The sequence below is a fragment of the Pseudomonas sp. S2_F03 genome (assembly GCF_054668335.1).
Genome location: NZ_CP162759.1, coordinates 3,300,295 through 3,314,954 on the forward strand (window position 1 = coordinate 3,300,295; position 14,660 = coordinate 3,314,954).

Consider the following 14,660-nt stretch of genomic DNA (forward strand, 5'->3'; position numbering starts at 1 on the left):
TCTGCGGCTGTGGATGAAATTATCCACCGGTGGAAATCAGTGGTTTTCCACAGACAGTTGTGTGGGCTTTAGATTTTTTAAGTGAGGTCCATCCAAGCAGGGCGGCTTTGCAGCCCTGTTTGGATGGACCCGCGTGGACAAACGAATCACTGAGATATGGATACCGAGCGCTTACTCGGTTGCGCCACGTTTTGCTTTTAGGCGAGTGACGTTCGCTCCGGTCTGGTTCGCGAATTCGTGTGGAGTGACATGCTCCTGCCGGTTGGCCTCCAGGTACCGGCTCCACCAGTTCATGATCAGCCTGCGCTCCTCGATGAACTCGGCCTTGTGGATGTAAGCGGCGCGGACGTTGTTGCGCTCCTTGTGGCTCATCTGCCGTTCAATAGCTGTCTCCGACCACAATCCTGACTCGATCAGTGCGCTGCAGGCCATCGAACGAAATCCATGCCCGCAGATATCGGTTTTGGTGTCGTATCCCATCGTTCGTAGCGCGTTGTTCACGGTATTTTCGGACATGGGTTTCCAGGGTTTGGCATCACCTGCGAAGACCAATGCGAATTTGCCTGTGAGTGCATGGATTTTTTCGAGTAGCGCCACTGCTTGCGGCGATAAGGGTACTAAATGGATATCCCCTGCCATCTTCGTACCCCTTGTGGAAAAGGGTACTCCCTCCAACGCGGGTCGAGTGTCCGGTATCTCCCAGGTGCCACGCTTGAGGTCGAACTCGCTCCAGCGTGCGAAACGCAGCTCGCTGGATCGTACAAACACATGCAGCGACAGCATCACCGTAAGACGGGTAAGTGCCCGGCCTTTATAGGTGTCGATCCGCTCCTGCAGTTCCGGCAGTCGCGATAAGGGTAGAGCGGGGCGATGTACCACCCGCGGGGCTTTGATCGAGCCTTCGAGATCGTAAGCAGGGTTTATGGTGATAAGCCGGAGGCGCTTTGCCTCGCGCATGATGCTCTGCAGGTAGTTTTGTACCCTTAAAGCAACGTCGATCGTTCCGCGCTTCTTGATCGCTTCCAAGGGCTGCATAAGGTCATGGGTGTCGAGATCAACAATGGCGCGTGCGCCGATCAGCGGGAATACGTGGGTTTTGAGGCGGCTCATCACTGTCTTGGAATGGCCTGGTGCCCACTTGGCCGACATTTCCGTATGCCAGTCGAGCGCAACGCTTTCAAAGGTTCTGCCTTTGATTACGGCTTCCGCCTTGGCTTGGTGCTTGGTTTCTATAGGATCAACGCCATCCGCCAGCATTCGCTTGACTTCCAAGCGCTTGCGGCGCGCATCGGCGAGGCCAATGACGGGGTAGTTGCCGAACGATGTCAGTCCTTCGCGTCCGTCAGGTTTGACGTAACGGAGCCGCCAGCCTTTGCGGCCATTGGGTTGGACTAGGAGGTAGAGGCCATCGCCGTCGAAAAGCTTGTAGGCGCGGTCTGTAGGTTTTGCCAAGCGGCAAGCTGCGTCGGAGAGCGGAGCTGTGGTGCGCGACATAAGGGTACTCCCTTTTATCGAAGTGACCTGTATCCCAAACTCTACCCTTAAAACGGTTGGAATCCACCAGTTTCTGACGGAAACCGATGGAACGCTAAAACGAAAAAACCCGCCAGAAGGCGGGTTTTTCGGGGGTTCCAGAGATTTTGAAAGCCTTCTCTGGAACCTTGTATGGTGCCGGCACCAGGAGTCGAACCCGGGACCTACTGATTACAAGTCAGTTGCTCTACCAACTGAGCTATACCGGCGTGTTGGGCGACGATTATAGCGATTGGATTGGTTCTGTAAACCCCTGAATTCAGACTATTTTTGCGCAGGTGTCAGGTCAGGCGCGCAGCAGGGTTTTCTTGAGTTTCTGGATGGCTTGCCAGGTGCGGCTGTTTTGCATTGCGCGCAGCTGTGCTTCGGCCTGTTCGGCGCGTTGCAGGGCGGCGGTGAGTTGTTGTTCGGCATCGCTGACGGGGTGGCTGAAGTTGTGGCCTTTGCAGAACTGGAATTCGTCCAGGTTGCAGGGCGGGATGTCGAAGGCGGGTTTGAGGTTCAGGTGTTCTTCGGCGAGGTAGTAGGTGTTGATGCCGTCGAACAGGAGGGACTGGTAGCCGGCGCCGGTGACGAGGCTTTCCCAGGCCTGGTCGCGGTCCCACGGGGTTTCGATGAGGATGACCCACGGCCGCCACTGGGTGAAGTCCATGCCGCGCAGGACGGTTTCTTCGTGGCCTTCGACGTCGATTTTCAGGAAGTGGATCGGGCGGCCCTGGGCGTGTTCTTCGCAGATGGAGGTCAGGGTGCGGGACTGGACGGTTTGGCTGCGCACGTCCATGCCGGCGTCTTTGTGCATTTGCGCCATGGCCGGGGCGGCGGTCGAGAGGCCGGTGCCGGCGATGCCGTAGAAGGTCAGGCTATCGGCGTTTTCGCCGGCCACGCATTGCAGGTTGGTGTCTTTGGGCCGTTGCTGGCACAGGGCTTCGTAGTAGTTGGGCATCGGTTCGACGTTGATGCCGGTCCAGCCATGGTCGTAGAACGCTTTGGTGACCGAGTCATGGGTGGGGTCGTTGGCCCCGACATCGATATAGAAGCCGTTCTCGACAGTCTTGAGGGCGCGCCACAGGCGGATGTCTTCGAAATTCTGTGCGTAAGAAATGAACGTCACTGTCGCATCCTGTCGGTCGAATTTTCTTGTGGGTGGTCGCGCTGTCGGCGTCCTTGCGTCTGTGTATAACAAGAGTCGCGAAGCGGTGCAATTTCCCCGGTCTGGCGTCCTGACTTCGGCGCTTATGTCCTTTGCATTGAATGCTTATGCACATCGGGCCGCACGCCTTGCCCCCTTCATTACTGTTTTTGCGGACCCGTTCTCATTTGTTCGCAAATGCCTGTTTTTCTGGTTTTTTTCGCAGGTGTACGAAAAGTGAACAGACTAGTTTCAGCTCTGAAACAGCCGTGTTTATTGGATCCACGATTATTTCATCAACAGAGTTATCCACAGGTCTGAATTGCTTTAAGGGCGTTCTGCCAGAAGCAGGAAATTACGCGGCGTGAGCGGAGTTTCGCAGAAGGTGCCCAGACGAACGGTATAGCCCTGCTCCCTGAGGAAAAGTGCCCGGTCGAGAACCAGCCATAGCTCCAACGGGCGTCGGAAAAGTCCGCGCAGCAGCTCCAGATTGCGTACATGCGCCAAGCGCTGCCAGCCAGCGGCTTCGAGTGCAGACCAATCTTGCGCGCCAACTGTGGATAACTCTTTCAGCGCGGCCAGATGATGGCAGTACTCGGTGAAGGGTTTGTCCAGCCAGGCGCTGGGCAGGGACGGAGTCGGCAGGTATTCATCAACGCCGCGCAGTTGCCGTTGCAGCAGGTCGAAACCCAGACGCCGGGCCATGGAGGTGTCACGCTGACGGCGCACGCGCGCACCGGCGGTGACGGTTTCGCTCATCGGGAGGGCGAGATCGTCGAGCGACAGCTGTAGGTCGGAGCGCAAAGCCGCAGAGGAAAGTGGCTGATAGGCCGCAAGACTGATCCGGTTATAACAGCACGGCGCGATGGCGAGTTGCTTGCAACCTGCCGCACTGGCGAGCTGGATCAGTCGCACATGCAAGTCACCGCATGCATGCAGCGCGACGGGTGTGTGTCCGTTGTGCAGTAGTGATGCAGCATCCGAGGCCAGTACATCCTGTTCGACGTGCAGTGCGTGCAAGTGATGACGCTGGCTGAGTGCCTGTCCGCTGGCCACCAGTGCCGGGTCGTATTCCAGACAGGTCAGTTGTTGCCCGGTTTGCAGCAAACGCCGGCCCAGGTGGCCCTTGCCCGAGCACCAGTCCAGCCAATGCCTCGGCGGCGCAGCAAACGACAGGCGACTGGCAAACGCCTCAATCTGCTGCCACTTACGCCCCGGCACATCGACGTTCAGGCGATGCCCGGCCGCTTGCAGTGCGTGCGCCGGCAATTCAGCCACCTGGCTCAGCTCAAGCGACAGCGCCGCCAACGAAGCAAATGGCTCCGGCGCACTCAACGAGCAAGGGTGGTTGTGGCTGCTTTCCGCGTCGTCCAGCGAGCGGTTGCGTAGCCACAAGGACAATTCAGGGTAGGACGCTTCCCAGGGAAGTTGCAGATGAGTAAACGGCCGTGGCTTCCACAGCGCTTGATGCTCGATCAGAAAAGCATCCAGCGCCGTGAAGCGGGCGAGCAGGGCCTCGCCCGTCAGTACGCAGGAGGAATCAACGCCCTTGGCAGGCATCGACGCGCAACCAGCGCTCCAGCAGCTTGAAGCCGCGAACCAGCACGTAAGCCATCAACAGATAGAACATGCCCGCGGCGAAGAAGATCTCCACCGGCAGGTAGGTTCGGGCAATGATGGTGCGGGCCATGCCGGTCAGTTCCAGCAGGGTCACGGTACTGGCCAGGGCGCTGGCCTTGAGCATCAGGATCACTTCGTTGCTGTAGGCCGGGAGGCCGATGCGCGCGGCGCGCGGCAGGATGATATAGAACAGCGCTTTGGCGCGAGACATGCCCAACGCGCGCGCCGCTTCGATTTCACCCGGCGGAATCGCCTGGATCGCGCCGCGCAGGATCTCGGCGATGTAGGCAGCGGTGTGCAGGGTCATGGTCGCGGTGGCGCACCAGAACGGATCGCGCAAGTACGGCCACATGGAGCTATTACGGATGACATCGAACTGCGCCAGGCCGTAATAAACCAGGAACAGCTGAACCAGCAACGGCGTGCCGCGGAAAAAGAAGATATAGCCGTAGGGAAATGCCCGTACGTACCAGAGTCGTGACGAACGCGCGATGCCCAGCGGAATCGCCAGCAGCAAACCGGCGATCACGGCGATGGCCACCAGTTCCAGGGTCAGCGTTGCGCCTTGGGCCAGTTTCGGCAGCCACTTGATGATGACTTCCCAGTTCATTGGGTGCTCCTCGCGAAGCCGCGAGCGGCACGTCGTTCCATTAAGTGCATGCCGCTCATGGCGAGCACGGTCAAGCCCAGGTACATGAACGCGGCCACCATATAGAAGGTGAACGGTTGCTTGGACACGGTCACGCCGATTTGCGCGTGGCGCATGATTTCTTCCAGGCCGATGACCGATACCAGCGCGGTGTCTTTCATCAGGATCATGAACAGGTTGCCAAGGCCCGGCAGGGCGATGCGCCACATTTGCGGCATGATCAGTTTGGTGAAGATGCGAAACTTCGACAGACCCAACGCCACGCCGGCTTCACGGTGGCCTTTGGGAATCGCCAGAATCGCGCCCCGAAACACTTCGGTGGCGTAGGCGCCAAAGCACAGCCCCAGGGCAATCACACCGGCAGCGAAGGCATTCAGTTCGAGGTCGGGGTTACCGAAAAACTCGCCCATGGCACGCATCAGGTTGACCGTGCCGAAATAGATCAACAGCACCCAGAGTAATTCCGGAATACCGCGAACCAGTGTCGAATAAGTGCCGCCAAGCCATTGCAGCGGCTTGTATGGCGAAGTCTTGGCCAAGGCGCCGAGCAGACCGAGCACCAGTCCCAGGCACAGGGCCGAGAGTGCCAGTTTCACAGTCATCAGCGCGCCGGCGGCGAGCGCCGGGCCGAATCCGTAGAGATCGATAGTCATGGATTTCTTTTCAAATCGCGGCAGGCAATGCCGAGAACCGGCACCGCTATAAAGCGGCGCCGGTCAGGCAGGTCAGAATCAATAGATGCTGAACGGGAAGTACTTGTCGTTGATTTTCTTGTAGGTACCGTCAGCGACGATTTCTTTCAGTGCGACGTTCAGCTTCTCGCGGATCGGGTCGTTTTTACGGACAGCGATACCGATTTTGTCGCTTTCTTCTACCGGATCGCCTTTGAATTCGTAAGACCTGCCGGCGTCGCTTTTCAGCCACTCGTAGTTGACGTATTTGTCAGCGAGGATGCCGTCCAGACGACCGGAGGTCAGGTCCAGGTAAGCGTTTTCCTGGGTGTCGTAGAGTTTGACCTCGACGCCGTCCATGTTGTCTTCCATCCAGGTGCCGGCGAGGGTCGCACGTTGTGCGCCGATCACTTTGCCTTGCAGGGAAGCCTTGTCTGTTTTGAAGTCTGCGTCTTTCTTGGCGATGAATTGCAGCTTGTTCGAGTAGTACGGGTCGGTGAAGTCCACCGCACCCTTGCGCTCGTCAGTGATCGACATCGAGGAGATCAGGAAGTCGAACTTCTTCGCGTTCAGGGCCGGGATGATGCCGTCCCAGTCGGAGGTGACCACGGTGCACTCGACTTTCATCTTGGCACACAGGGCGTCGCCGATTTCTTTGTCGAAGCCGACCACGTTGCCGCTGGCATCTTTGTTGTTGAATGGCGGGTAGGCCGCTTCGATGCCCATCTTCAGGGTTTCGGCCATGGCACCGGCGCTGAACGCCAGGGTGACGGCGGCAGCCAGGAAGACCTTTTTGTAGTTCTGCATGTGGGGAGCTCCGTTAGCGGTTGCTGGACATGAATTGTTTGCAGCGCGCCGAAAGCGGGTTTTCAAACACCTGCTGTGGCGATCCTTGCTCTTCTACCAGGCCCTGGTGGAGGAACACCACTTCGCTGGAGACCTGACGGGCGAAGCCCATCTCGTGGGTCACGAGCAGCATGGTGCGGCCTTCTTCGGCCAGTGCACGGATGACATTAAGTACTTCCTGGACCATTTCCGGGTCAAGGGCTGAGGTGGGCTCGTCGAACAGGATCACCTTGGGCTGCATCGCCAGGGTTCGGGCGATGGCGGCGCGCTGCTGCTGGCCGCCGGACAGTTGCGCCGGGTAGGCATGGCGCTTGTCGGCGATGCCGACCTTGGCCAGCAGGGCTTCGGCCACTTCGATGGCTTCGGCCTTGCTCTGGCCGAGCACGCGGCGCGGAGCTTCGATGATGTTGTCGAGCACGCTCATGTGCGGCCAGAGATTAAAGTTTTGAAACACAAAACCAATCTCGCTGCGCAAGCGGTTGATCTGCTTGCCGTCGGCAGCGACCAGTTCGCCGTTCTTCGCCGCTTTGAGTTTGAGTTCTTCGCCGGCTACGAGAATCTGGCCCTGGTGCGGGTTTTCCAAGAGGTTGATGCAACGCAGGAACGTGGACTTGCCGGAACCGGAAGAACCCAGGATCGAGATCACGTCGCCGTCGCGGGCGGTCAACGAGATGCCTTTGAGCACCTCAAGCTGTCCGTAGCGTTTGTGCAAATTGCGGATTTCAAGCGCGGGCGTGGCCTCAGCCATGTGCGTTCCTCATAGTGTTTCGCTCCTGCTGTTGGCGGCCTTCCTGGCGAGGCGGCCACGCTAGCATAGCGTTTGAATGGCAGCCAACAGCGCTACGGGCGGTAAACGGAAGTGATGTGGCAGGTTGTCGCATCGGTACAGCAGACTGTCGCGCTGCTATCAACCGAACAGCCGTTTGATCCTGCTTTTAAATACAAAGCAGCCGCGGGTGGCGTAAAAAAGGGCGCGATGTTGCCAGCTTTGGCGGGGTGTTGGAAGCGCTAAGCGGCCAAACGTTCCTGATCCGCACTTTTATTGTGCGTCGAGCGTTTACCGGATGTGTTTCTGGTGCGCGCGCTCGTTGGAAAAGTGAGTCGCAGGGTAACGTTCTGGCAAAGTGCTATTACTTTCAATGACTTGCGATGACTGTCCGGTCAGGTCGAGATCGCCGTGATAGACGGTTTTGAAACATTTTGGCGCAATTATTGCGTACAGAATCCAGAACGCCCCGTTGGTTTCTTTTTACGAGAAAGAAAACCAGGCGGGATGCATGCATTCGCTTTTCCTTACAAAGGTAGTTTCAATGAGCAGTACCCCAAACTCCAATGGCCTCGAACAGGGGCTTAAACCGCGTCATGTGACCATGCTGTCGATTGCCGGGGTTATCGGCGCCGGCTTGTTCGTAGGCTCGGGTCACGCCATCGCCGCCGCCGGCCCGGCCGTGCTGTTGGCTTACGCTGCCGCCGGTATGCTGGTGGTGTTGGTGATGCGCATGCTCGGTGAAATGGCTGTTGCTTCGCCAGACACCGGCTCCTTCTCGACGTACGCCGATCGCGCGATCGGTCACTGGGCCGGTTTCACCATCGGCTGGCTGTACTGGTGGTTCTGGGTGCTGGTCATCCCGTTGGAAGCCAACGCCGCCGCCACCATCCTGCACGCCTGGTTCCCGAACGTGGCGATCTGGGCGTTCACGCTGATCATCACCCTGCTGTTGACGGTGACCAACCTGTTCAGCGTCAAAAACTACGGTGAGTTCGAATTCTGGTTCGCCTTGATCAAGGTTGTAGCGATCATCGGTTTCATCGTCCTTGGTGTTCTGGCGATCTTCGGCTTCCTGCCAAGCAGCCAGGTCAGCGGCGTTTCGCACCTGTTCGACACCCAGGGCTTCCTGCCAAACGGCATGGGCGCGGTATTGGGCGCGATCCTGACCACCATGTTTTCCTTCATGGGCACCGAGATCGTGACCATCGCGGCCGCGGAATCGAAAAACCCTGGCCAGCAAATCTCCAAGGCGACCAACTCGGTTATCTGGCGGATCGGCTTGTTCTACCTCGTGTCGATCTTCATCGTTGTGGCCCTGGTGCCATGGAACGATCCGATTCTGGCCAGCGTCGGTTCTTACCAGACTGTGCTTGAGCGCATGGGCATCCCGAATGCCAAGCTGATCGTCGACATCGTGGTACTGGTTGCTGTGACCAGCTGCCTCAACTCGGCGCTGTACACCGCCTCGCGCATGATGTTCTCCCTGGGCAAGCGCGGTGACGCACCGGCCGTTTCCCAGCGCACCAATAAGAGCGGCACGCCGTATTGGGCTGTGATGTTGTCGACCGGTGCTGCGTTCCTCGCCGTGTTCGCCAACTACGTCGCCCCGGCTGCGGTGTTCGAGTTCCTGCTGGCCAGCTCCGGCGCCATCGCGTTGCTGGTGTACCTGGTGATCGCCATTTCCCAGCTGCGTATGCGCAAACAGCGTATGGCACGCGGTGAAAAAATCGCCTTCAGCATGTGGTTGTTCCCGGGCTTGACCTACGCGGTGATCATTTTCATCGTGGCGGCCCTGACCATCATGTTGTTCCAGGAAGCGCATCGCGTAGAGATTCTCGCGACCGGCCTGCTGGCGCTGTTGGTAGTCGCGGCAGGCGTGCTGGTAGCTCGTCGTCGTCACAATGAGAAGCTGAGCGCAGCCTTGGCGCGCTGAGATATCTGACTCAAGCCAATTGTTGTTGAGGCACCGAAACGACCGCCATCAGAAATGATCGCGGTCGTTTTTTTGCCTTTCATTCAGGTGCTTTATTGGGTAGTAAGCGGATAGACACGATGATGGCGAGATAGTAGCCTTTGCGCCGAATGTGTATCTCGCTGTTACGGGATACGATGGAGTTTCAGGACACGGATTGTTCGACGCCCTCAGCCTTTGCGGCTAAAAGCCCCCCGACCCTTTCTTGCCTGCTCCTTCATCTGCGGTGTGTTCACAGATGCATTTGCGTGTGCCTGCCGTTCAAGCGGCAGATCAGAGTCAGCGCTGCATGGAGCTAGCCCGGCCACTCAGCCAACCCATTGGGGCATCAAGGAGACAGGCATGGCGTTTACATCGGTTGTGTTCAAAAACCCGAATACCGGTGCCATGAAAGAAGCGCCAATCGGCTTCTCGTGGACCGTATTTTTCTTTGGCTTTTTCCCGGCCTTGTTCCGTGGTGACTTCAAGTGGGCAGCGATCATGTTTGTCGTGGCCTGCTTCACTTTTAGCCTCAGCAACCTCGTGTTCATGTTCATCTACAACAAGCTGTACGTGAAGGATCTGATCGGTGCCGGCTTCAAGGCTCAATCCATTGCCAGCGGTGATCTGAGCTACGCCAGTGCCAAGATCGGCATGGAAATCCCGCGTCTGAATCCTGTGGCTGCCTGAGGCTTGTAGCTTCTGCAGTTAAAAAACGGCCGCTGTCAGTGATGACGAGCGGCCGTTTTTGTTTGAGTCGTAATCCTTACTCGGCTTTTTCTTCCAGCGACTCACGGTAGACATCCAATGCAGCGCCGAAATCGGCGATGAACTGTGGCTCGCTCAGCCACGCCTGGGCGGCGTCGCGGTCCATGCCGTCGGCCCACATGCGGTAGTCGATCAGCATGTCGGCGGCCAGGTGGGTGGCAGCCATGCCTTCGTCGTCGGCGTTTTCCATGTCCAGCAGTTCTGGGTGGTCGATGATGATAAAGGCGAGGTTCGTCAGCAACACCGAGAGCATTTCACTGCGGCTGACGGCTTCCGCGTCGCGCATTTTGCTGAACATCGCCAGGGTGTATTCCGGGATCGGCTCATCGAGATGGCCAAGGTCATCGTCCAGCGCGGCGGGCTTTCGGCCGTGGATGTTGATCTGCTTGGCTTTGGCCTTTGCGCGCTTGGCGCGTTTTTGTTGCTTGTTCAGGGATGCCATGGGAACTCAGTTGGTTTTCTGTTGGGTTTGGGCGGCGATGATATCGGACGCTGCGACATAGTCGGCCTGGAAGGCCGGTGATTCGATCCACGCCAGGGCGCCAGCCTCGTCGACTTCGGTCGACCATTGGCGGTACTCGATCAGCGCGGCGAGGATGAAGTCCATCGCGCCTTCTTCGCCTTCCTGCTCGTACACCAGCTCCAGCAGCGGGTCTTCCAGGAAGGCCACGCACATCGCTTGCTGGCTGATTTTTTCGGCGTCGATCATTTTCTTGAACAGTTCGGTCAGGTCCACCGATTCGAAGTCGATGCGATCATCGTTCGGGTCCAGCTCGACCGGTGCGGCTGCCCGCTGCGTGCGGTTTTGCTTGGCCTTGGCTTTAGCGCGAGTGGCGCGTTTGTGCTGCTTGTTGGCGGAGGCCATGGGTGTCGTTCCGTAATTCGTTGAGGGGCTCAGTTGCGCGGGACTTGCCGCCCGGGGGTATCGGGGGCCAGTTCGCCGGTCTGCAACCAGGACAATGCAATGGGCCATAGTGTGGCTTGGTATGCGCTGCGAAAAAAGGCGAAATGTCCGACTTCTTTTTCGCCGATGTCTTCGGGGGCGATTCTCAGGTGGGTGTTTGTACTGCCGGTGAAGTAACCGAGCAGGCGTTCAATGGCCGCAACGGTGCCGTAAGGATCGTCGCTGATACTGATGGCCAGGGTTTTTGCGCTGACGTTAGCGAACGGGAGCCCACCGTCCCTGGCGTGGATGACGCGACCGCTGGGCCGTTTTTCGTAGCGGGCGGTGGGCGTGCTCCAGTCATGCACGACGCCGGCAGGCGTGTCTTCCAGCCAGCCAAGGCGTTTTCCGGGAAAGTAGCCATAAAGCATCGTCACCAGCGGCATCACTACATGCCACTTGCCAAACATTCGCCAGCGGTGGGCCGGCGCGTAATCGCGCCAGTAAGCGAATTGAGCGCCTACCGTCACCAAGCGCCGAATGACCCGTCCAGAGGCTCCCAGGCCCGCTGCACAGCCTCCAAAGCTATGACCGACGACATCGCAGGGCTGGCCGGGGAATTCTCGCTGAGCGCGCCTGAGCATCGCCTCAAAGTCCAGTGCGCCCCAATCGGACCATGAAGCGTCGAGATCTCTCATTGAGGTGGGGCGGGACTCACCGATGCCTCGGTAGTCGAAGGTGATCACGTCGAAACCGTTGGCGAACAGGTAATCGGCGAAACGCGAATAGTGGCGGCAGCGTACCGAGGTGGCGGCGTTGATGATAACGACCGGGCGGGTTGCATCCTGCCGGGCGTGCCGCCACGTGAAGCCGCCGAGCATGAAGCCATCTGCGGCGGGCTCCTTGAACGGTTCGCCGCAAGCCAGGGTGGGCTGCGACAGCTCAATCTCAGCCGGCGCCAATGGCGGTATGTCCTGCACATTCATAGGTTTCGGGCCTTTGCGCGGAGTCGCTAACGATAGTCTTCACGTTGCTTGGGAGCAATCCACCGGCACTATCGTGATTTCTGATAAAGCAGTCGTTCTTCTAGCGCTGCCTGTTCCCGATCCAGCTCTGCACGAAGCTCCTCTTCGCTCGGCAGCACCAGTTTGTATTTGCTGGCGAACAGTTGCTCATTACCCTCCAGGATTGAAAAGCGCACCACTGATTCATCTTTTTGGGCGCAGAGAATGATGCCGACAGTGGGGCCGTCCTCCGGTCCTCGTCTGAGCTCGTCGTACATGCGCACATACATGTCCATTTGGCCGACGTCCTGGCAGGTCAATTCGCCGCGCTTTAGGTCGAAGATGACGAAGCACTTGAGCAGATAGTTGTAGAACACCAGATCGATGTAAAAGTCTTTGCTGTCGGTACTGATGCGTTGCTGTCGGGCGATAAAGGCAAATCCTTTGCCCAGTTCGAGCAAAAAGCCCTGAAGTTGGTTGATCAGTGCTTGTTCGAGTTCGGTTTCCAGCACCCGACCTGCGTTGGGCAGGCCAAGAAACTCCAGTACGACGGGGTCACGAATGAAATCCCTGGGGCTGGCGCGCATTTTCTGGATATTGGTATCTGCTTCATCCTTGACGGCATCGCGGTCCCGACTCGCCAGCAGGCGCTCGTAGTAAAGCGTGTTGATCTGGCGCTCCAGCGCACGGCTGGACCAGTTTTGAATGGCTGATTCGTTCATGTACCAGTGGCGAGCGTGGTCATTATCGACTCGTAACAGGCGGCGGTAATGGGTCCAGCTCAATTCGTGACGCAGTGCGTCACACATTGGGAATGCTTGATAGAACAGGCGCATATAACGAAGGTTGGAGGCATCAAAGCCTTTCCCAAATTCGGCTGTCAGAACCTTCGCCAGCGTTGACAGCAACTGCTTGCCATAACCTGCCCGCCGGGCCCCCTCCTGCTCAAACTCCACAATATGACGACCGATCTGCCAGCAGGTTTGTACTTGGACGGTATCGACCGCGCGCAGCACCTTTTGACGTGCCTGACGGATCAGCTCCCCAAGATTGCCCACCAGTGAGGCGAGTTGTGGGTCATGCAGGTGATCGGATTTGACGAGGCTCATGGAGTCTTCCGCGGCTGAAGGAACAGGCGAAAGAGGATGACAAGGGAGCGCCATTCGGCGATGCAGGATGGCGCTGGTGATTCGCAAGGAAATGCCGGATCCGTTTTGCAGGAGCAAGCCGAAGTCAGAGCACGTTTGTGGAATACAACCTGTAGTCCATTTCGCCGTGAGCCAAAGTACCAATCAATCTAAAACCCTGGCCTTCGGCGAGGCGTCTAAAAAGGGGTAACGATAGGGTTCTACAGAGCCCGGGAGTCGTCATCATGAAAAACTTCCATTCATTCATGTTGCCCCTCATCGCTGTCGGTGTGCTGGTTTTTCCAGGGATCGCGCCGGCGGCCAGTCTTGATCCTGTTGATAACGCAGGCGTACAGGTCCAGCGTGAAGCGCAGAACGGCATCACTTACCTGAACGGTGGTATCGGTGAGGATGAATCAAAGGCCATCCAGCAGACGTCGGGTTACAACCTGCACATGACGTTTTCTGTCGGGTCCGGGAATGAATACATACCCGATGTAGAGGTGGTGATTCAGAAAGCAGCGGGGCAAACAGTGTTGACGTTGAGTCAGGCTGGCCCGCTGGTTTATGTCCAGCTGCCTCCTGGCAAATACACCGTTGTTGCGACTCGCAATGGAGAAACGCGGCGGGATACGACAGACATTGGTAGCGGCGCAGCGCGCAACCTGGTTTTTCACTGGAACAGCTGATCGGTTTCTTTAACGACCGGCGTTATACCTTGAGCAAACAGGCGGCAGTCGTCTTGAGACTGCTCGCCTGTCGGTCGCATCAGGCCTGCGTCGTTTGACCGCGCAGGATCTGTTGCTTGCGTTGCTCTTCTGGCAGGTCATTGATGCAATAGTTGATGTAGAAAACGTTCAGGAAGAAGGTGTAGAACGCGTTCATACGCAGATCGATTTTGTGCTCGCTGAGGGCGTATTCCGACAAGGCATTCTTGGCTTTGAACGCCCAGACGATATACAGGGCGTTTGTCGCAATAATCAGAATGCCCGACAACGCTTCGAACAATACCTCGCCTGAATTGGACAACGCGTGGCTCCAGCCAAGGCAGACGGCCAGCCAGATTATGTAGGTGTTATCCACCAGTTTGATCTTGGTGGTTTCGCTGATTTTCTGATTGGTTCTGACAAGCCACAGCAACAGGTACAGCCCGAAAGTTGCGACCGACAGCAAAACCATATTCAAGGTTTTGGTGTTGATCTTGTCTTTGAGTTCATTGATGTCAGACATAACGGTTCCATGTTCAGGATCGAGGGGAGGGCGTGCTTGAAAGGGGGGGCAAATCGTCCTGCAGGGGAGAAGGTGTTCTGCGGGGGAGGGGGTGAAAAGCACGCACTCCTTGCGCTGTCTCTAGCCTGTGGCGATTGATCCGAATGCGGGGGGGCGTCGGGATCGATGCTGACCATCTTCCATGTACGCGAAAAATGATAGCACGGAGCTATCACTGGACTGGATCAAAAAAAGGAAATGTTTCAGGCGTCTGTGCTGTGGTTTTCTGCCGTTATCAAATCGCAGGCATAAAAAAACCCTGAATCTTTCGATTCAGGGTTTTCGGTATTTGGTGCCCAGAGACGGAATCGAACCGCCGACACGGGGATTTTCAATCCCCTGCTCTACCGACTGAGCTATCTGGGCAACGGGGCGCATTAAACTGGTTTTTCAGGGGGTCGTCAAGAAAGTTTTCAAAAAAAATTTAATTATTACCGTCGC

The 14,660-nt window shown here is 57.5% G+C and carries 15 protein-coding genes and 2 tRNA genes; 3 read left to right on the plus strand and 14 right to left on the minus strand.

The window, feature by feature from the left end; all coding sequences use genetic code 11:
* Window positions 1–171: 171 nt before the first annotated feature.
* The 8 genes from AB4N76_RS15510 to AB4N76_RS15545 all read right to left on the minus strand — a co-directional run bounded on the left by AB4N76_RS15510 (window position 172) and on the right by AB4N76_RS15545 (window position 7,196).
* Entirely contained in the window at window positions 172–1,494 is a 1,323-nt protein-coding gene (locus tag AB4N76_RS15510) for a tyrosine-type recombinase/integrase (protein WP_201256173.1), read from the minus strand.
* Window positions 1,495–1,666: 172 nt separating this feature from the next.
* Window positions 1,667–1,742: transfer RNA gene (locus tag AB4N76_RS15515), tRNA-Thr, on the minus strand.
* A 77-nt stretch (window positions 1,743–1,819) separates the two neighbouring features.
* Window positions 1,820–2,644, minus strand: a complete 825-nt coding sequence (locus AB4N76_RS15520; RefSeq protein WP_046031260.1) for an FkbM family methyltransferase — start codon at window positions 2,642–2,644, stop codon at window positions 1,820–1,822.
* Window positions 2,645–2,989: 345 nt separating this feature from the next.
* A complete protein-coding gene (locus tag AB4N76_RS15525) occupies window positions 2,990–4,222 on the minus strand; it encodes a methyltransferase (RefSeq protein ID WP_077432278.1) in 1,233 nt (410 codons plus the stop codon).
* Entirely contained in the window at window positions 4,203–4,892 is a 690-nt protein-coding gene (locus AB4N76_RS15530; protein ID WP_046031258.1) for an ABC transporter permease, read from the minus strand. The genes AB4N76_RS15525 and AB4N76_RS15530 overlap by 20 nt, the downstream gene beginning before the upstream one ends.
* Complete coding sequence (locus AB4N76_RS15535; RefSeq protein ID WP_046031257.1) at window positions 4,889–5,584, minus strand: ABC transporter permease; 696 nt, start codon at window positions 5,582–5,584, stop codon at window positions 4,889–4,891. The genes AB4N76_RS15530 and AB4N76_RS15535 overlap by 4 nt, the downstream gene beginning before the upstream one ends.
* Before the next feature lie 78 nt (window positions 5,585–5,662).
* Window positions 5,663–6,409 carry an ABC transporter substrate-binding protein gene (locus tag AB4N76_RS15540; protein ID WP_460163226.1) on the minus strand — a complete coding sequence of 249 codons (747 nt, stop codon included), beginning with the start codon at window positions 6,407–6,409 and terminating at the stop codon, window positions 5,663–5,665.
* Between the two features lie 13 nt (window positions 6,410–6,422).
* Entirely contained in the window at window positions 6,423–7,196 is a 774-nt protein-coding gene (locus tag AB4N76_RS15545) for an ABC transporter ATP-binding protein (protein ID WP_007897462.1), read from the minus strand.
* A 562-nt stretch (window positions 7,197–7,758) separates the two neighbouring features.
* Here AB4N76_RS15545 and gabP point away from each other — a divergent pair.
* The gene (gene gabP / locus AB4N76_RS15550; RefSeq protein ID WP_046031255.1) at window positions 7,759–9,150 is read left to right on the plus strand and encodes a GABA permease; all 1,392 of its coding nucleotides are present in this window, start codon (window positions 7,759–7,761) and stop codon (window positions 9,148–9,150) included.
* Window positions 9,151–9,531: 381 nt separating this feature from the next.
* Window positions 9,532–9,858, plus strand: a complete 327-nt coding sequence (locus tag AB4N76_RS15555) for a hypothetical protein (protein WP_046031254.1) — start codon at window positions 9,532–9,534, stop codon at window positions 9,856–9,858.
* A gap of 76 nt (window positions 9,859–9,934) precedes the next feature.
* Here AB4N76_RS15555 and AB4N76_RS15560 read toward each other — a convergent pair whose 3' ends face one another.
* From AB4N76_RS15560 to AB4N76_RS15575, 4 genes are all read right to left on the minus strand, one after another.
* Window positions 9,935–10,378 carry a hypothetical protein gene (locus AB4N76_RS15560; protein WP_046031253.1) on the minus strand — a complete coding sequence of 148 codons (444 nt, stop codon included), beginning with the start codon at window positions 10,376–10,378 and terminating at the stop codon, window positions 9,935–9,937.
* Window positions 10,379–10,384: 6 nt separating this feature from the next.
* Window positions 10,385–10,801: a hypothetical protein gene (locus AB4N76_RS15565; protein ID WP_046031252.1), complete on the minus strand. Its 417-nt coding sequence runs from the start codon at window positions 10,799–10,801 to the stop codon at window positions 10,385–10,387.
* Window positions 10,802–10,830: 29 nt separating this feature from the next.
* Window positions 10,831–11,805: an alpha/beta hydrolase family protein gene (locus AB4N76_RS15570; protein WP_460163227.1), complete on the minus strand. Its 975-nt coding sequence runs from the start codon at window positions 11,803–11,805 to the stop codon at window positions 10,831–10,833.
* Window positions 11,806–11,873: 68 nt separating this feature from the next.
* The gene (locus tag AB4N76_RS15575; RefSeq protein ID WP_460163228.1) at window positions 11,874–12,932 is read right to left on the minus strand and encodes a PDDEXK nuclease domain-containing protein; all 1,059 of its coding nucleotides are present in this window, start codon (window positions 12,930–12,932) and stop codon (window positions 11,874–11,876) included.
* Window positions 12,933–13,195: 263 nt separating this feature from the next.
* Here AB4N76_RS15575 and AB4N76_RS15580 point away from each other — a divergent pair, with 263 nt between their 5' ends.
* Entirely contained in the window at window positions 13,196–13,639 is a 444-nt protein-coding gene (locus tag AB4N76_RS15580) for a hypothetical protein (RefSeq protein ID WP_046031249.1), read from the plus strand.
* Between the two features lie 79 nt (window positions 13,640–13,718).
* Here the strand turns inward: AB4N76_RS15580 and AB4N76_RS15585 are convergent, their stop codons facing one another.
* Together AB4N76_RS15585 and AB4N76_RS15590 are read right to left on the minus strand one after the other, a co-directional pair.
* Window positions 13,719–14,180 (minus strand): DUF4234 domain-containing protein, encoded by a 462-nt coding sequence (locus tag AB4N76_RS15585; protein ID WP_046031248.1) that lies wholly within the window; start codon window positions 14,178–14,180, stop codon window positions 13,719–13,721.
* A gap of 329 nt (window positions 14,181–14,509) precedes the next feature.
* Window positions 14,510–14,585, minus strand: a tRNA-Phe gene (locus AB4N76_RS15590).
* Between the last annotated feature and the right edge of the window lie 75 nt (window positions 14,586–14,660).